Below are 17,133 nucleotides of genomic sequence, written 5' to 3'. Positions count from 1 at the left end.
CCTGCAACTCGTCGAAGAACTCGTTGGGCATCCTTGAATCGGCCATCGCTGGGCCCTCCGTCGTGAGTCGTCGTACCAATAACTCACGCACGGCGCAAAACCCGTGCCGAAATCGGGTGGGGTTTTGTCTGGGCTTCTAAGTCGTTGTCGTGCAAACGCTTAACGCCGTTTTCGGCACGTTCAAGCGTGACAACGCGTTTGCGGGCGCGCCGCGTTTGTTTCAAACGAACTCGGAGCGGAAGTCAGCCTTTCCTCGAAGCACGAGCCGCCGCAAAGGGGCGCCGCAGCAGGGCCCCCCCGGGGGGGGCGCCAGCAGCCTTTGTTCCGCCGCTGCTTTGTGGTGAACTGTTGTGCGTGCCCGACGACGCCCACACCGCCGCCCTCCGCGACGCGCTCCAGCGTTACTGGGGCTTCGACGACTTCCGCCCGCTGCAGCGGCAGGCGATGGCCGCCGTCATGGAGTCGCGCGACTCGGTCGTGGTGCTGCCCACCGGCGGCGGCAAGTCGCTCTGCTTCCAGGCGCCCGCGGTGGCGATGGGCGGGATGGCGCTGGTCGTTTCGCCGCTGATCGCGTTGATGAAGGACCAGGTCGACGCGCTGCGCAACTGCGGCGTGCCGGCCGCGTACCTGAACAGCACGCTGTCGGCCGACGAGCGCCGCGAGGTGCTGGACGACGTGCGTGAGGGCCGGCTGAAGCTGCTCTACGTGGCGCCGGAGCGGCTGCTGACCGACGGCACGCTCACGCTGCTGGCGAACTCGAACGTGTCGCTCGCGGCCATCGACGAGGCCCACTGCATCAGCAGTTGGGGGCACGACTTCCGCCCCGAGTACCGCGGCCTGGCGCGGCTCAAGGAGGTCTTCCCGCATATCGGCGTGCACGCGTACACGGCCACCGCCACGCCGGAGGTCCGGCAAGACATCGCGCGGCAGCTCGGCCTGCGGGGCGAGGAGGGCGGTCCGCCGGAGGTGCTGGTCGGCTCGTTCGACCGGCCGAACCTGACCTACCGCGTGCTGCCCGCGAGCGGCAAGCTCGGCAAGATCGAGCAGGTGGTCCGCCGCCACGCGGGCGAGTCGGGCATCGTGTACTGCATCAGCCGCAAGGAGGTCGAGAAGACCGCCGACGCGCTGGCCGCTCTGGGCGTGAAAGCGAAGCCCTACCACGCGGGCCTCGACGACCAGACCCGCCGGCGCACGCAGGAAGACTTCCTGCAAGACCGGGTCGAGGTGATCGTCGCCACGGTGGCTTTCGGCATGGGGATCGACAAGCCGGACGTGCGGTTCGTGGTGCACGCGGGCATGCCCAAGTCGCTCGAGGCCTACCAGCAAGAGGCCGGCCGCGCGGGCCGCGACGGCCTGCCGGCCGAGTGCCTGCTGCTGCACTCCCGCGGCGACGTGCTCCTCTGGCGGCGGATCATCGAGTCGCCGCAGGGCGACCAGTACGGCAACGAGCCCTCGCCCGAGGCCGTCGCGGGGGCGCTCCGCGCGCTGGACGGCGTGGCCGGCTACGCGGCCGGCGTCGCGTGCCGCCACGCGGCGCTCGTGGAGCACTTCGGCCAAGAGCTCGGGGGGGACGACTGCGGCGCGTGCGACGTGTGCCTCGGCGAGCTCGACCTGGTCGACGAGCCGCTGGTGCTCGCGCAGAAGATCGTCTCGTGCGTCGCGCGGCTGGAACAACGCTTCGGCGCCGACTACACGACCAAGGTCCTCGCCGGCTCGTCCGAAGAGCGGATCCTCTCCGCGGGCCACGACCGGCTGAGCACGTACGGCCTGCTCAAGGACAGCCGCACGAGCGACATCCGCGACTGGATCGAGCAGCTCGTCGGCCAGAAGTTCCTGGTCAAGGCGGGCGAGTACGGCGTGCTGCACATCACCCCCAAGGGCCTCGCGCTGCTCAAAGGCGAGGGGCGCCCCAAGCTGCTCCGCTCGGCGAAGAAGAAGGCCGCATCGGCCGGCGGGAGCCGGCGCGACAACGAGAGCTGGGAGGGGGTCGACCGCGAGCTGTTCGAGTCGCTCCGTGCGCTGCGCAGCGAGATCGCCGCCGAGCTGAGCGTGCCCGCGTACGTCGTGTTCGGCGACGCGTCGCTAAGGGACATGGCCCGCCGCCGCCCGTCGAGCGTCGAGGGCTTCGCCGCGGTGCACGGCGTGGGCCAGAAGAAGCTGCGCGAGTACGGCGAGACCTTCCTCACCGCGATCCGCGAGCATTGCAACGAGAACGGGGTCGCCATGGACACGGCCGGCGAAGAAGCGGCGCCGACCAAGCCACGCTGGGACCCGCCGGAGAACGGCCTGCGCGCGGCGGCCGCGGCGGCGTTCCCGCTGTTCCGCGAGGGCGTCGCCATCGACGACGCGGCCAAGCGGCTCGGCCGCGCGCGCTCCACGACTATCGGCTACCTGAACGACTACCTGCGGCACGAGACCGTGACCGACCCGTCGCCGTGGGTCGAACCGGACACGGCCCGGCGGATCGAGGGGGCGATCGAAGAGGTCGGCCTCAGCGGCCTGCGGCCGATCTTCGACCAACTCGGCGGCGAGGTCGACTACGACTCGATCCGCCTGGTGGCGACGTGCGTCGCCAACCGCGAGCGCGCGTGAAGCGGGGACCTACGAGTCCTCACCGAAGGTGACGCGCCGGTAGACCTCCGCGAGCGGCAACTCGGCGTCGGCCACGTCGACGCGGATCGCGGCGCCGAGCCCCTCGGCCGAGTCGAGCGCCCAACGGCCGTCGGCCATCAGGCTGAAGCGGTCAATCCTTGGCTCGTCTTGCGCGACGAGCAGGTATTCGCGGAGGCTCGGGATTTGGCGGTAGTGATCAAACTTCCTGGTGCGGTCGTTGTTTTCGGTTGACTTGCTGAGGACCTCAACGACAAGAACGGGATTGAGGAGCATGTCTTTGTGGCCGTCTTCAAACTTCGGGTCGCCACAAGAAACGCTCGCGTCGGGGTAGGTCATCAAGCCGGTGCGCTCGACCTTCACTCGCATGTCGGATGTGTGGGTGTCGCACGGAGACTCGTCCAATGCGTTCCCGAGCAGACGGATTATCTGCGCCGAGATGGTGCTGTGAGCGAAGCTCTCCCCCGCCATGGCGAACATCTCGCCGGCGTAGAACTCGTGCTTCTGGTCGACCGACGCGCGCTCGATCCGGAGGTACTCCTGGGCGGTCAGGCGGCGGGCGGGGGCGGTGCTCATCGGGTCGCTCGGTGGGCTTAAACAGCTGTCAATGGAGTCTACCGCGCACGCCGACGGCCGCCTATTTCGCCGCCCGGCGCGGCGGGCGCCGCTAGCGGAATCGGGCCGACCCGCTTGCTAGGCGTGCGAAAGGGCGGAAAATGAGACCGCTCCGGTCCCGACTCGCGCTCAGGAGCCCCCTCCGCTATGCCCTCCCCGCACCGCCTGCCCACCGTCCTGGCTGACAAGATCGCGGCCGAAGGCCTGACGTTCGACGACGTCCTGGTCCAGCCCCGCTACAGCGCGATCATGCCGTCGGAGGTGGATGTCACCACGCGGCTCACGAAGCGGATCCCGTTGGGCGTGCCGATCCTCAGCTCGCCGATGGACACGGTGACCGAGCACCGCATGGCGATCGGCCTCGCGCAGGTCGGCGGCCTCGGGGTGATCCACAAGAACCTCCCGATCGAGGAGCAGGCCGCCGAGGTCGAGAAGGTCAAGCGCTCGGCCAACGGCATCATCACCGACCCGGTCACCCTGCCGCCGGAGGCCATGGTCGCCGAGGCCCGCGTCGCGATGGGCCAGTCGAACGTGTCGGGCGTGCCGATCACCGATGCTAGCGGCCGGCTGGTGGGCATCCTCACCCGCCGCGACCTGCGTTTTCTGGACCGCAACGACCTGCCGATCGGCGAGGTCATGACCAAGGAGCCGCTGGTCACCGCCACCGGGACCGTGACGCTTGCGGAAGCTGAAACGATCCTGATGGAGAAAAAGGTCGAGAAGCTTCTGCTGGTTGACGAAGATTACAAACTGACGGGCCTGATCACGATCAAGGACATCGACATGATGCGTCGCTTCCCGCAAGCGGCGAAGGATGATCGTGGCCGGCTCCGGGCGGGCGCCGCGGTGGGCGTGTTCGATTTCGAGCGGGCCGAGGCCCTGATCGCCAAGGAGGTGGACTTCTTGGTGGTCGACAGCGCGCACGGCCATTCCGAGAACGTCCTCCAGACCGTCAGACAAATCAAGAAACGCTGGGACATCGACGTCGTCGCCGGCAACGTCGCCACGGGCGAGGGCACGCGGGACCTGATCGACGCGGGCGCCGATGCGGTGAAGGTCGGCATCGGCCCGGGGTCGATCTGCACCACGCGCGTCATCTCCGGGATCGGCGTGCCGCAGATCACCGCGATCGCCGCCGCCGCCGAGGCCGCCGAGGGGACCGACGCGGTCGTCATCGCCGACGGCGGCATCCGCTACTCCGGAGACATCACCAAAGCCATCGCCGCTGGCGCCGACCTCGTGATGATCGGCGGCTTGCTAGCGGGACTCGACGAGAGCCCCGGCGAGCGGATCCTTTACCAAGGGCGCACCTACAAGACCTACCGCGGCATGGGGTCGATCGGCGCCATGAGCAAGGGCTCCAGCGAACGCTACCGACAAAGCGACAACGACAACCAAGCCGGCAAGCTCGTCCCCGAGGGGGTCGAAGGCCGCGTCCCCTACAAGGGCGAGCTGCACCCGTTCATCTACCAACTCGTGGGCGGCCTCCGGGCCGGCATGGGCTACTGCGGCGCCGCCACCATCCAAGAGCTGCGAAAGGATTCGCGCTTCATCCGGGTCAGCCCGGCCACGGTTAGGGAGAACCACCCCCATGACATCGCCATCACGCAAGAGGCGCCCAACTACACCACCGAGCACCTCGGCGGCGAGTCGGGCTGACGGGCGCGCGGCGGTCGCCTACCGCGCCGTCGACATGGCGACCCGCCCCGAGCGCGGGCCGCAGCTCGTGTGGCTCCCCTCCGGCTGGCTTGCCGTGGTGCTCGTGCTCACGCTCGCCGCCCAAGGCTGGGGCGCGCCGCCGACGGCCGACGGCTGGCGGCCCCGCGGCTCGGCGGCCAACGCCCAGCGATCGGCTGGGCCCTCGGGCGTGATCCGCCAGGTCGGCTACGAGGACGACATCGCCGGCCCGGCGCTGCGGACCGCGGGCCGGATCCGCCACGACCAGTACAGCGACCACGGCTACCGCGTCGCGCAGCAGCCCCAGTCGGACCCGCTCGAGGACGGCCTCCGCGAAGAGTTCGCCCAGCCGTTCGGCGTCGACACGCCCGACCCGACCGACGCCGCCGACGAGCTGTTCGACGACCAGCCCGCCGCCGCCCCGCAAGAGACCCTGCCGCCGGGCGGCTCGCTCCGGCAGCCGGAAGACCTCTTCGACGACGAGCCCGCCGACGACTCTCCGCCGCGGATCGAAGCCCCGGCGCAGTCCCCCGAGCCGCCGGCGCGTGGCTCGCTGTTCGACGACGAGCAGCCATTCGACGACGAGCCGTTCGACGACCGGCCGGCCGACGACCAGGGCGACCTGGCAGACGACCTGTCGCGGCCCTTCGCCGGGCAAGCGGGCCGCACGCGCGAAGAGTCGCAGCGCCTGGCGGTGGAGAGCTGCCAGCAGAGCCTCGCCGACCTCAAGGCGAGCCGCCTCAGCGACATCGACCTGTCGATCGAGCTGACCGGCCAGCCGGGCGAGGACTACCCGTTCAACTGCACCCTCGACGACGGCACGGTCTTCGCGCCGCGCGTGTGGTGCGACATCACCTACCACTGGAAGGCCAGCGGCCTGTGCCACAAGCCGCTGTACTTCGAGGACGTGCACCTGGAGCGCTACGGCCACTCTTGGGGCCCGTACGTGCAGCCGTTGGTTTCCGGCGCCCACTTCTTCGGCCGCCTGCCGGTGCTGCCCTACATGATGGGCCTGCAGACCCCCGACGAGTGCGTGTACACGCTCGGCCACTACCGCCCCGGCGACTGCGCGCCGTACCTGATCGACCCCATCCCGTTCACCTGGCGAGCCGCGCTGTTCCAGGCGGGCGCCACGGTCGGCGTCGCGGGGATCCTGCCCTGACCGGTCAGGCGTCAGGCTGGAGGCCGGAGGCCGGAGGGTTTAGCTTGCTCAGCGGGCAAGGGTGGCGAGCGCCATCCTCCCGCCTCTCGCCTGCAGCCTCCCGCCTGACTTGCTCGTCCGCCCCATCGAGTACGGCTCCGCCGACTACCAGGCCGCCAAGGAGCTGCGGCGGCGGTTCCTGCGCGAGCCGCTCGGGCTCGAGCTGACCGACGCCGACACGGCCGGCGAAGACCATCAGCACCACTACGGGCTGTTCGCCGCCGGCGACCCCCCCGCGCCCGACGGCTGGCTGCTGGGCGCGGCGATCGGCATGCCCGACGCGCTCGACCCGGCCACGGTCCGTATCCGCCAGGTGGTGGTGCACAGCGACTGGCGCTCGCGCGGCGCGGGGCGGCAGCTCATGGCCGAGGCCGAACGCGCGCTCGCCGCGCTCGGCTTCCAGCGGTGCGTGCTCTACGCGCGAGAGAACGCCCAGTCGTTCTACGAGCGTTGCGGGTACCGCGCGACGGGCGCGGCTAAGGAGCTGATCGGTCTGCCGCATCTGGAGTTCCAGAAGCGGTTGACCGAGAGCGCCACGAACCGCCTATGAGCAACGCCGCGGCGACGCAGCACACGAGCCCTGTCCAGCGGAGCACCGCGGCGATCAACGCCGGGCGGTCCTGCGCGTCGCGCAGCGGCTCGTTGGCAAGGGCAAGCCGCTCTCGAGATCGCCGCAGGGCCTCCGGCTCCTCTTCCAGGGGCGACCTGCCGGCGGCGCCGCGGCGGCGGTTCTCGATCAGGTAGGCCGCGTACAGCCGGTCGAAGTGATCCCGCGCTTCGTCGGCAGCCTGGCGATCCGCGTCGGACCAGAACCAGCCGGGACGAACGACCGACTCGGCCGCTGCAGCCGCCGCGATCGACACCGCGCCGACCGCTAGCAATCCTCCCGCGATGAGGCCAACGCTCCGGCCAGCTTGCGGCGACCCTCGGTCAGCCACGGCGGCGCTCGGCGGTTCCGGCCGACGCCGGTCGATCACGGACGGAAGCTGCCCACCAAGATCTCGCCCTCGACGAGTCCTTGCTCGTCGTCGATCGAGATCAAGCGCGAGTAGAGGAACACGTCGATGTCGTCGGCGAGGAACTCGACGCTCCCGTCGCAGCGGGCCGCGTTCACCCCGCCCGGGTGCAGGCTGCGGGGCGCGGCGTAGCCGCTCGTCTGCGTGCCGGTGCACGGCATGCCTTCGGCCTCGGCAACATCAGCGACGCAGTTGCGGATCCAGTCCCAACCGACCCGGTTGTCGCCCGCCTGGTTGGGGGTGTTGACACTCGACGGGTCGCTGCTCTGGAGCTTGGGCGAGTAGGCCTCGTTGAAACGCTTCGTCTGCGGCTGGTCGGCCGAAGGCTGGCAAGCAAACGTCTGAGTCGCGTTGGGGTTGTCTGGGTTTTGGCGGTGCATGTCGGCCGCGAGCAGCGTCGCCCCGGCGAGCGACAGGGCCCAAGCGCCGCGCACGTCGTTTTGGTCCTCGAGCGTGCGGACCTCGGCGATCATTAGGGTCTTGCTCACCCCGTCGGAGATCTGCGCCAGCCGGCGGGGCTCCTCGCCGATCGCGCCGCGGAACCAGCGGAGGCACTCGATGTGGACCGGCGTCACGAACGCCGCGTGGTTCCCCTTCGCGAACGGCCGGCCGTTGTTCGAGCTGACCGAGCCGAACCCGCCGCCCTCGGTCTGAAAGATTCGTCCGTCGGCCGCGTCGCTCGGGCAGAAGAGCGACTCGATGAAGGTCGCTTGCGGGTTGACCGGGTTGCCGGCTTGGTCGGTTTGGGCGTCGATCGGCTGGTCGTCGCGGATCTGGTCGGCGAGCGGTTGCTGCTCGAGGTAGGGCAGCGTCGGGATGATCCAGCTCCGCATCGCGCCGGGCCCCATCGCTGAAGCGGCTTGGCTCGGGCTGGGCACCAGATTGATACCGGCCTCCGTGAGCGGCGAGATCGGCGGCAGGCCGCCGACGGCCGACTCGAAGTTGAGCATCGCCAGCGCGTCTTGCTTGACGGCGTTCTTGCACGACGTGCGCCGCGCGGCTTCGCGGGCCGCCTGGACCGCTGGCAACAGCAGCGCGACCAGGATGCCGATGATCGCGATCACAACGAGCAGCTCGACCAGCGTGAAACCGAGCCGGTTACGGCGGTTCTCAGAGGGGGTCTCGATCCGCATTGCGCTTCCTGGGGCGACGGGCCGGGGGGCCATAGGTTGTGCGAATAGCTTGGGGAGGGGAACGGCACACCGCGACGACACACCGCCACGAGGAGTGTGGAATGCAGTCAGCGTCGGGACATCGCGCCACCGGTCGCCTGGCCTTCGGGCGTCTGGCCTCCGGGCCTAGAAGCGATGATGGCGAGGTGATCGTCGCCGCCGATTGTGCCCGCCTCCCCTGCGTGAAGTCGGTGAGCGGCCCGCCCAGCCGCTCGAAAGCACCACCCACGCGACGGCTTTCGCCGTGCGCGCGGAAAACAACGGACGGAATCCGCCCGCGGGTAGGTTGCCCTCAGTCTAGACGCCGGTCGCCGAAGCGACCCCGTTGTTAAGCGCACGCGACTCTCTCGGCCGCGAACGCCCGCAACCGATTAGCCGGCCCTGTTATTCTGGGGCCCTAAAGCCGATCGGCAAGAGCGCCGACGGGTCGGTGAAGCGGCTGGCGAGGACCGGCGTTCAAACCGCGCAAAAGGGAGGCCTCCCGTGCGCATCGCCCGTTGACGTTCCCCTGGGCGGGAACTACCGTCGCTATTGGTTGGGCCGGCGCTGCCGCATGGGGAAACTGTGCGGCTCTCGTCGCGCATTCTCGGCTTCAGGCGATCGCTCCTACCACCCACCCCCTCCGACAGCCCCCCATCGGCGGTCCCCGGCTCTGCCTGGGCGGTTCTCGGTGTCGGCTGTCCGGCTGCCACTACCCTTGACGGAGCTCCCCCATGCGAAACACGTGCGCGGCATTGGTTCTGCGCTGCAGTAGCAGCTTGGCGATTGCGGCCCTCGCGGCGAGCGTGTCGGTCGGTCAAACGATCCTCTTTGAAGACGCCTTTGACAGCGAAGTGGTCGGCACGCCAGCGGCCGGGCAGTTTGCTCCCGGGCCGGTCGGCACGACCGGCTGGAGCTTCCTGCTGGACCAGCCGAACCAGGGCGACGTCCGCTACGGCTACGACTACTCCCTGATCGGCATCCCCGAGGCGCCCAACACCGCCCCCGGCGACACCGCGACGACGGGCGTCGCGCTGCGGACCAACGTGTCGGCCGGCGCGCCGGACACCGCGGAGATCCGGTACGAGGACCCCTCGTTCACCGGGCGGTACCAGGTTCAGGTCGATATGTTCTTGAGCTGGGCCGCCGACGAGTCGCAGATCGGCACGACCGAGCACGGGGGCCTGTTCATCGGCAAGGCGTTCCCGGGTACCGAGACGCTGAATTTTCCGTCGGCCGAGGGCGCCGGGATGATCATCAGCACCGACGGGGACACCACCAACTTCGACTACGCGCTGCGCAAGAACCAGATCTACCCGACAATCCAGAGCGGCCAATACGCCGTGACCGAGTTCGGCTTCGGCACGCAGCTCGGCTGGGACAACACGGACGTCAACACCGACCCGGCGAACGGCGACCTGATCGACCTGCCGGCTCTCTTCCCCGAGAAGACGCTCGACGGCGGCGTGACGCAGTCGGCGGGCGCCGCCGGGTACCGCTGGCTGACCCTCGTGGCCGACGTCGACACCAACGCGATCGGCAACGGCGCCGGAACGGTTCCCGGCACGACGACCTTCTCGATCGAGATCGCCGAGTCGGGCGAGCGGTTCACCCTGGGAACCATCGACAACAGCGTGATCGAGGACCTGCCCGACGGCCCCGTCAACAACTGGTTGGACAGCTCGGCGACCGAGCAGGTTCCGGTGGACATGTCTGGCCGCGTCACGCTCAAGATCATTGACTTCTTCTCGTCGGTCGCTAGCGACATCAACCTGGCGACGGTTGTGTTCGACAACCTGATCGTCACGGAGCTGCCGACCGGCCTGCCCGGCGACTACAACGACGACGGCTTCGTCGACGCGGCCGACTACACGGTCTGGCGCGACGGCGACTCGCCCGACAGCAGCCAGGCCGGCTACGACCTGTGGGCGGACAACTACGGCTCGTCGGCCTCGGCGGCCGCGGGCGTGCCCGAGCCGACCGCCGCGGTGCTGCTGGCGATCGGGTCGCTCTGGCTGGCGCCCCGGCGCCGCGCGGCGTGACTTTCTACAGAAAAATTGGCATCTGCCCCACGTTGGGTGGACGTGCTTGACTACTTTGAAGTACGGCGGAGCGGAGAGGAGTAGGACACCGGCGAGCGTGGTTGGATCGCCGGCGTCGTGTGAATGACGGCTGCTGTTCCGGGCCCAACGGCCACCGGTCGTACGCCCAACCCCTTCAACTGTGGATGAGATCTCATGAAGCGGACGTTTTCTCTGGCGCTCCTCGGAGCGTGCGCCGTGGCCCTGCCGGCCTCGGCCCAATTCACTGTTCCTATCTACACCGAAGACTTCGACGACGGCCTCGCCGCCACGCGGTGGTCTGCCCCGGTCGTCGATGCCGAGAACGGCGTCTTCGACGGCTCGGTCGAGTACGCCTTCGACTACGGCGCGGTCGGCATCCCGGCCGCCCCGGGCAGTTCGTCGACGATCGGCATCCTCTTCGAGGCCAACACGACCGACCAGGGTGGCGACCAGGGCGAGGCCGTGGCGATCGTCCCGACGGTCGGCGGCACGTTGCCGGCCACCGATTACCGCCTGAGCATGCAGGCGTATTTCAACGTCGAGCGAGTCAACTCGGGCACGACCGAGTTCGGCCTGTTCGGCGTGCACGCCGCCGCGTTCAACGCCCCGGGTGACGAGGGCCTCAACGACGACGTGGCGTTCGACTTCGGTCTCAGCAACGGCAACGGCCTGACCTACCACGCGAGCGGTGACAGCGGCGCGGCGAACGACTTCCACCGCTACGAGGACCCGGGCAACGCCGGTTCGGGCTCGCAGACCGGTCTCGGCTCGTACGACGCCAGGGAGAACAACGACCCCTCGTCTTTCCCGAGCCTCGACGACCCGATCAACAATGGTCCGGACAACCAGTGGGTCGAGATCGCTATCGAGCGGGTCGGTGACCAGGTCACCTTCCTTGTCGACAGCACGGTAATCGACACGTTCGACGCTTCGGCGTTCTCCGCCGGCACGATCCTGCTGGGCTACGCCGACTACTTCAACTCGGTTGGTGTGACCACCCTCGAGGCCGGCCCGGACCCGACGCCGTTCGACGACTCGGACGGCCCCTTTGGCGACTCGATCGCGGGCTACGCCCACTTCCTCGTCATCGACAACGTGCAACTCTCGGTCGTTCCCGAGCCGACCTCGGCCGCCTTGGCCTTGCTGACGCTCTGCGGACTCGCGGCCCGTCGCCGCTGATCGATAGAGCGAGTACTCAAATGAAAGAGCCGGCGCCGGGGTTTGCCCCGGCGCCGGCTTTGTTTTTCGTAGGCAGAGGGCAGCCGGCAGAGGGCAGCCACTAGCCACCGCGCGCTAAAGACTGCCGTCCATCCCCAGCCGCATCTTGAGTTCTTCGAACTGTTCGATGTAGCGGTCGGTGGTCGAGTGCACGTGCTCGGCCTCGGTGATGAAGCGGAGCTCCTCGTCGCAGTCGACGTGGTGGTCGATCAGCACCCCCTCGTACGGTGTGAGCTCGCTGCCGTACACGATCAGCAGCTTGTGCTCGTCGAGTTGCACCTCTTGCGGCGCGCGGGGGTTCAGCACGGCCACGCCGGTGCAGCCGTCGTTGACCAGCAGGTCCTCGTAGTCCCACAGGATCGACTGCAGGATCGGCATGTCGATGTGCTCGCGGTACAGGTCGGTGTGCCCGCCGCCGGAGTGGCCGTGGCTGGTCTCGAGGACCACGTCGACCGTCGGGCCCAGGGGCTCGAGCAGGTCCATGAACGTGTCGAGCAGCTGCTCCTTGGTAGCGGCGGCCATCAGCACCGGCACGTCGCAGCGGGAGTCGTCGTCGCGGTACACGTCGTGGCGGAACCCCTGCCGCGGCACGACCTCCAGGCCGTAGCTCGGGCGGATCGCGTCGGTGAGCAAGAAGTCGCCGTACCGCGCGACCGCGAGGTGCGCCTCGAGGTCGCGCTCGGTGACGGTCTCGAAGCTGCTGGCGAGGGCGAGCGTGTCGCCGGAGTGGCCGCTTGCGGTGGCGGTGGCGGCGAGCTGCTGCTCGTCGAAGACATTGCTGAAAAAGCTTTTCAGGAAGCCCATGGCGTCGCTCGCGCTTCGGGAAGGGTCTCGGTGGCCGCTGTCGCGCGGCCCGTTGCGGGCGGGTCGGCGTAGACGCCGCCCCGTGTCCGACTCCAGGTCGGCACGCAAGCCTAGGTCACCGCGCCGCCGCGCCGGCCGCGGCCGCGCTTCCCGGGGTGATCGCCGGCGCCCGACGGCGGCAAAACCGTCACCACCCGCGGCCGGCGATATCCGCCGCGTTGCGGCCGGCCGACAAGCCGTGTTGCGTGCCCGCAACGCCCCCCCCCGCACCAGCCCCATCGGGCCGCCACGCTGGCCGCCACGCTGGCCGCTGCGGGGCACGGCCACTACGCTCTGGCGTAGCCCGTCGGCGCCACGCGACTGGCCGCCGACGAGCCCAGTCGATCGCAAAGGAACCACCCCCCGTGAAGATCTACACAAAGACCGGCGACGAAGGCGAAACCAGCCTGCTCGGCGGCCAACGCGTGCGGAAAAACCACACCCGGATCGCCGCGTACGGGGCGCTCGACGAGCTGAACGCCGTGCTCGGCGTCGCGCGAGCGGAGCTTGCGCGTCAGGCCGATTTGCCGGGAGAATTCATCGACTCGATCGACCGCTTGATCGACGAGGTCCAGAACCACCTGTTCGACCTCGGCGCCGAGCTGGCGAGCCCCTCGCCCGCGGAGAGCGGCTTGCTGCTGCTGCAAGCGGCGGACGTGGAGCGGCTCGAGGCCGCGATCGACCAGCACCAAGCGGGCCTGCCCCCCCTGAAACAGTTCATCTTGCCCGGCGGGGTAGCGGCGGCCGCCTTCCTCCACCAAGCGCGGTGCGTGTGCCGCCGAGCCGAGCGCCACGTGGTGACGCTCGCCGCGTCCGAACCGGTCCGCGAGCTGCCCGTGCGGTACGTCAACCGGCTCAGCGACTTGCTGTTCGTGCTCGCCCGCGCGGCGAACCAAGCGGCCGGCGTGGCCGACGTGCCTTGGCGGAAACCGAGCGGCTGAGCCGCTGCGAGCCAGCCGCGACACTCCGGAGGGGGTTTCCGCTCTCGCCGAGTTTGGCGGGAACCTTGGCCTTTGTCGCCGCACCTGGCCACGGGTGCTTCCGGCGGGCGAAATGTGCTACCATCCGGCCAACCCGACCGACCCGAGCGTGGCCCTCTCTTCCCCAGCGCCATGAAGAAAATCGAAGCCATCGTCCGGCACTACAAGCTGGAAGACGTCAAGAACGCCCTCACCGAGCAGGGGATCGCCGGGATGACCATCACGGAGGTCCGCGGCTTTGGTCGTCAGAAGGGCCACACGGAGATGTACCGCGGCACGGAGTACGCGGTCGACTTTGTCCCCAAGGTGAAGATCGAAGCGATCGTCGACGACGACCGAGTGCAAGCGGCGGTCGACGCGATCCTTAAGTCGGCCCACACGGGCCAGATCGGCGACGGCAAGGTGTTCGTCTCGTCGCTCGACACCGCGATCCGGATCCGCACCGGCGAGACCGGCGGCGAGGCCCTCTGAGGGCAACGCTCGGAAGGGCCCTCCGAGGGGCGTCTGCTGGCCAGCGACCCCGCCGACGGCTTCGGCCTGCCTGCCGCTGTGCCAACCGCGGTTTAGAATCGAGCGTGGCCCGACGCACGCCGCCCCGCGGGGCCGGCCGGGGGGGCGCCAAGTCGGCTAAGGGCTTTCCGCCGACAGCCGCCAGCCGCCAGCCGCCAGCCGCCAGCCGACAGCCGACAGCCACCGTCCGCTCCGGCTCCGCTGACCAACAAGGGCCAACCGCCATCTCAGTTCCCACCCGCGACGCGCACCTTTGGCTGTGAAACCCTCGGCGACCGGCGGCGAGTCCCTGCCAAGCGGTCCCCGACTGCCGCAGCACGTGGCTCGGGCGCGCGCCGACTTGGCCGAGGCGCGCCGCGACATCCGCGAGTCCCACCGCCGGGGGCTCGAGCCGATCCGCGTGGGCGCCCGCCTGTCGGCGGCCGCGGACATCGCGGTGGGCGCGTTGTGGGAGGCCGCGTTGGCCGACCTGCCGGCCGCGTCGTCGTCGGCGCTGGCCGGCGGCTGCGCGTTGGTGGCCCACGGCGGCTACGGGCGGCGGCAGCTTGCGCCGCTCTCGGACATCGACCTGATGATCCTCTACGCGCCGTCGGCCAAGGCGCCCGCGCGGGACCTGTCGCGGCGGCTGACCGGCGAGCTGTTCGACCTGGGGATGGAGGTCGGCCACAGCCTCCGCACCGTCGACGAGGCGCTCACCCTCGCGCGCCGCGACGCGGTCGTGGCCACCTCGCTGCTCGAGTCGCGGCGGCTGTTCGGCTCGCAAGACCTGTACGAGCGCTTCGCCGAAACGTTCCGCGCCGCCACCCAGCGCCGCGGCCCGTCGGCGTGCGCCGAGTTCGTCGCCGCGCGGCGCGAGGAGCGCCGCCGCTACGGCGAGACCGTCTACCTGCTCGAGCCGAACATCAAGCGCTCGCGCGGCGCGCTCCGCGACATCCACCTCACGCGGTGGCTGTGGTTCGTCCAGCACGGCGTGACCGACCTGGACCGCCTGCGGTCGCTCGGCGCGGTGTCGAAGATGGACCACCACCGGCTGACCTCGGCGCGGGACTTCCTGCTGCGGGTCCGCAACGAGCTGCACTATGGCGCTGACGTGGGGGGCGCTGACGTGGGGGGCGCCGACGTGGGGGGCGCCGATGCGGGCGCCGACCGCCCGCCGCCGGCAGGCCGCCCGCGCCGCGGCGGCGACGCGCTGCACCGCCACGAGCAGCTGCGGATCGCCGACGTGCTCGGCTACCGCGACGGCGACGGCATCCGCCCCGTCGAACGCTTCATGCGCGACTACTTCCGCCACGCGGGGTTCGTGTGGTTCCTCGCCAGCCGCCTGTCGGAGCTCACCACGCGCCGCCGCAGCGTGGTCAGGGCGCTCGAGCCGGTCCTCGCCAAGTCGATCGCCAGCGACTACCGCGTGGGCTTCGGAGAGATCTCGGCGACCGAAACGGGCAAGCAGAAGCTCGCCCGCGACACGGCCGAGCCGCTCCGCTTGCTCGACCTGGCGCGCGACCACGGCAAGCGCATCGCGCAAGACACGTGGTACGCGGTGTACCGGACCGCCTACAACCTTCCTTCGGACCTCAGCGTCGAGGCGGCACGGCGTTTCGTCGCCGCGATGACGCGCCGCGAGGGGCTGCCGCAGTACCTCCGCCGCGCGCACGACCTGACGATCCTCGAGAAGGTCCTCCCACCGTTCCGCGACGTGCGCTGCCTGCTGCAGTTCAACCAGTACCACAAGTTCACCGTCGACGAGCACAGCCTCCGCGCGGTGCAAGCGGCGGTGCAGTTCGCCGACCGCGACGACCGGCTGGGCGCGGTGTGCCGCGCGGTCAAAGACCCCGCGGTGCTGCACCTGGCGCTGCTGCTGCACGACGTCGGCAAGGCGCGGCCCGGCGACCACAGCGTCGCGGGCGAGCAGATCGCGATCGAGACCGGCCGCCGCCTGGGCCTCGGCGAGCAACGCACCGCCACGCTCGCGCTGCTGGTACGCCACCACCTGCGGATGTCGCACCTGGCCTTCCGCCGCGACACGACCCAGCCCGCCCTCGTCCGCGAGTTCGCCGAGCTGGTCGCCACGCCCGACACGCTCGGCACGCTGCTGGTGCTCACCTGCGCCGACATGGCCGCCGTCGGGCCGGGCGTGTTGAACGACTGGAAGGTCGGCGTGCTGGAGGACCTCTACCGGCGCACCTACGACCGGCTGACCGACAACACGCTGCGGATCGAAGACCGCCGCAACGCGGTGCGCACTTCGGTCTGGAAGCAACTCACGGCGGAGGAGCGCGACCGGTCCGAGCTGAAGGACCTGTTCCAGTCGTTGCCGGAGAGCTTCCTGCTGTCGCGCTCGGCGACCGCGCTGACCGGCGCGCTGCGCCGGATGGGGCGCGTGGCGACCGCCGCGCCGCCGCCGACGGGCGGGGTCGGCCGGCCGGGAGTCGACGCTTGGGGCGGCTACCACCGCGACGAGACCACCCTCGAGATGGTCGCCGCCGTGGCCGACGGCGCCGGGCGGGGGGTGTTCTCTAGTATGGCCGGCGCGCTGTCGGCCAAGGGGCTGCGGATCCTCTCGGCCGAGACCGCGTTGCTCGCCCACGGCGTGCTGCTGTTGCGCTACACGGCCGACGACCCGACCCCAGCCGCCAACGCCGCCGAGGCCAATCGCCGCGTTCAGGCGGTCGCCACCGCGATGGCCTACTCGGTCGACTCCGACGAGCCCCCCCGCCTGCCCACCGTGTGGGGCGCCGAGCGCCAGGCCGCCGAGGCGGCCCTGTCGGGCATGCCCAACGAGGTCCGTATCGACACCTCGTTGTCGGACGACTCGGCGATCGTCGAGGTCTTCACCATCGACCGCCCGGGCCTGCTGTACCGCCTGGCGCGGACGCTGCACGAGGTCGGCCTCGTGATCCGGTTCGCGAAGATCGCCACGTCGCTCGACCAGGTGGTCGACGTGTTCTACGTGACGACCCGCGACGGCGACAAACCGACCGACGACGACCAACTGGCCGAGGTCCGGCGCCGGCTGATGGCTGTCATCGACGGGGAGTCTTGAGGGCAAGACCCCACCGCACCGGTCGCATGCGAGCGGGCTTTCGCGCCTGCTTTGACACCGCCGCAATCCGCGTGGCAAAGCCGTGGCACGAGGGTGCGAATCTCAGAGCGAGTGCTCCAGGCGAAACCGGAAGTCACGCTGGATGTGTCGGCGTTGTCGGAAAGCGCCGCCCACCTCGGCTAGTGTCGTCGGCTCGGGCCCCGGGGTGA

General features: G+C 70.0%; 12 protein-coding genes. 9 read left to right on the top strand and 3 right to left on the bottom strand.

Going from position 1 to position 17,133, the window contains the following annotated elements; all coding sequences use genetic code 11:
* Nucleotides 1–354 precede the first annotated feature (354 nt).
* Nucleotides 355–2,592, top strand: a complete 2,238-nt coding sequence (gene recQ / locus RIC11_RS20640; protein WP_350214292.1) for a DNA helicase RecQ — start codon at nucleotides 355–357, stop codon at nucleotides 2,590–2,592.
* A 9-nt stretch (nucleotides 2,593–2,601) separates the two neighbouring features.
* On the opposite strand, the gene RIC11_RS20635 is transcribed toward recQ, so the two are convergent.
* Nucleotides 2,602–3,186 (bottom strand): Uma2 family endonuclease, encoded by a 585-nt coding sequence (locus RIC11_RS20635; RefSeq protein ID WP_350214291.1) that lies wholly within the window; start codon nucleotides 3,184–3,186, stop codon nucleotides 2,602–2,604.
* A gap of 186 nt (nucleotides 3,187–3,372) precedes the next feature.
* On the opposite strand from RIC11_RS20635, the gene guaB reads away from it, so the two are divergent.
* The 3 genes from guaB (at nucleotide 3,373) to RIC11_RS20620 (ending at nucleotide 6,653) form a co-directional block, all read left to right on the top strand.
* Nucleotides 3,373–4,884 (top strand): IMP dehydrogenase, encoded by a 1,512-nt coding sequence (gene guaB, locus RIC11_RS20630; RefSeq protein ID WP_350214290.1) that lies wholly within the window; start codon nucleotides 3,373–3,375, stop codon nucleotides 4,882–4,884.
* A 34-nt stretch (nucleotides 4,885–4,918) separates the two neighbouring features.
* The gene (locus RIC11_RS20625; protein ID WP_350214289.1) at nucleotides 4,919–6,064 is read left to right on the top strand and encodes a hypothetical protein; all 1,146 of its coding nucleotides are present in this window, start codon (nucleotides 4,919–4,921) and stop codon (nucleotides 6,062–6,064) included.
* Between the two features lie 109 nt (nucleotides 6,065–6,173).
* Nucleotides 6,174–6,653: a GNAT family N-acetyltransferase gene (locus tag RIC11_RS20620; RefSeq protein WP_350214288.1), complete on the top strand. Its 480-nt coding sequence runs from the start codon at nucleotides 6,174–6,176 to the stop codon at nucleotides 6,651–6,653.
* Between the two features lie 423 nt (nucleotides 6,654–7,076).
* Here the strand turns inward: RIC11_RS20620 and RIC11_RS20615 are convergent, their stop codons facing one another.
* Nucleotides 7,077–8,252 (bottom strand): DUF1559 family PulG-like putative transporter, encoded by a 1,176-nt coding sequence (locus RIC11_RS20615; protein WP_350214287.1) that lies wholly within the window; start codon nucleotides 8,250–8,252, stop codon nucleotides 7,077–7,079.
* Between the two features lie 752 nt (nucleotides 8,253–9,004).
* On the opposite strand from RIC11_RS20615, the gene RIC11_RS20610 reads away from it, so the two are divergent.
* Both RIC11_RS20610 and RIC11_RS20605 read left to right on the top strand, forming a co-directional pair.
* Nucleotides 9,005–10,312, top strand: coding sequence for a hypothetical protein (locus RIC11_RS20610; RefSeq protein ID WP_350214286.1), 1,308 nt, complete (start codon nucleotides 9,005–9,007; stop codon nucleotides 10,310–10,312).
* Nucleotides 10,313–10,507: 195 nt separating this feature from the next.
* On the top strand, nucleotides 10,508–11,512 hold the full coding sequence (locus tag RIC11_RS20605; protein WP_350214285.1) for a hypothetical protein: 1,005 nt from the start codon (nucleotides 10,508–10,510) through the stop codon (nucleotides 11,510–11,512).
* Nucleotides 11,513–11,626: 114 nt separating this feature from the next.
* Here the strand turns inward: RIC11_RS20605 and RIC11_RS20600 are convergent, their stop codons facing one another.
* A complete protein-coding gene (locus tag RIC11_RS20600) occupies nucleotides 11,627–12,355 on the bottom strand; it encodes a hypothetical protein (protein WP_350214284.1) in 729 nt (242 codons plus the stop codon).
* Between the two features lie 404 nt (nucleotides 12,356–12,759).
* Here RIC11_RS20600 and RIC11_RS20595 point away from each other — a divergent pair, with 404 nt between their 5' ends.
* From RIC11_RS20595 to RIC11_RS20585, 3 genes are all read left to right on the top strand, one after another.
* Nucleotides 12,760–13,335, top strand: coding sequence for a cob(I)yrinic acid a,c-diamide adenosyltransferase (locus RIC11_RS20595; RefSeq protein WP_350214283.1), 576 nt, complete (start codon nucleotides 12,760–12,762; stop codon nucleotides 13,333–13,335).
* Between the two features lie 171 nt (nucleotides 13,336–13,506).
* A complete protein-coding gene (locus RIC11_RS20590) occupies nucleotides 13,507–13,845 on the top strand; it encodes a P-II family nitrogen regulator (RefSeq protein WP_350214282.1) in 339 nt (112 codons plus the stop codon).
* 298 nt (nucleotides 13,846–14,143) lie between these two features.
* A complete protein-coding gene (locus tag RIC11_RS20585) occupies nucleotides 14,144–16,924 on the top strand; it encodes a [protein-PII] uridylyltransferase family protein (RefSeq protein ID WP_350214294.1) in 2,781 nt (926 codons plus the stop codon).
* Nucleotides 16,925–17,133: the final 209 nt, after the last annotated feature.

The organism is Botrimarina sp. (genome assembly GCF_040219535.1).
In the GTDB taxonomy this organism is placed as follows: Bacteria; Planctomycetota; Planctomycetia; order Pirellulales; family Lacipirellulaceae; genus Botrimarina.
Note: the sequence above shows the minus strand (reverse complement) of the source record. Positions and strands in the feature narration are given on the sequence as shown.

Bases quoted from the DNA above. Each gene is read 5' to 3' on its own strand.
- guaB (WP_350214290.1), top strand. From the start codon at position 3,373: ATGCCCTCCCCGCACCGCCTGCCCACCGTCCTGGCTGACAAGATCGCG.
- RIC11_RS20625 (WP_350214289.1), top strand. From the start codon at position 4,919: ATGGCGACCCGCCCCGAGCGCGGGCCGCAGCTCGTGTGGCTCCCCTCC.
- RIC11_RS20610 (WP_350214286.1), top strand. From the start codon at position 9,005: ATGCGAAACACGTGCGCGGCATTGGTTCTGCGCTGCAGTAGCAGCTTG.
- RIC11_RS20615 (WP_350214287.1), bottom strand. From the start codon at position 8,252: ATGCGGATCGAGACCCCCTCTGAGAACCGCCGTAACCGGCTCGGTTTC.
- RIC11_RS20605 (WP_350214285.1), top strand. From the start codon at position 10,508: ATGAAGCGGACGTTTTCTCTGGCGCTCCTCGGAGCGTGCGCCGTGGCC.
- RIC11_RS20600 (WP_350214284.1), bottom strand. From the start codon at position 12,355: ATGGGCTTCCTGAAAAGCTTTTTCAGCAATGTCTTCGACGAGCAGCAG.
- RIC11_RS20590 (WP_350214282.1), top strand. From the start codon at position 13,507: ATGAAGAAAATCGAAGCCATCGTCCGGCACTACAAGCTGGAAGACGTC.
- RIC11_RS20635 (WP_350214291.1), bottom strand. From the start codon at position 3,186: ATGAGCACCGCCCCCGCCCGCCGCCTGACCGCCCAGGAGTACCTCCGG.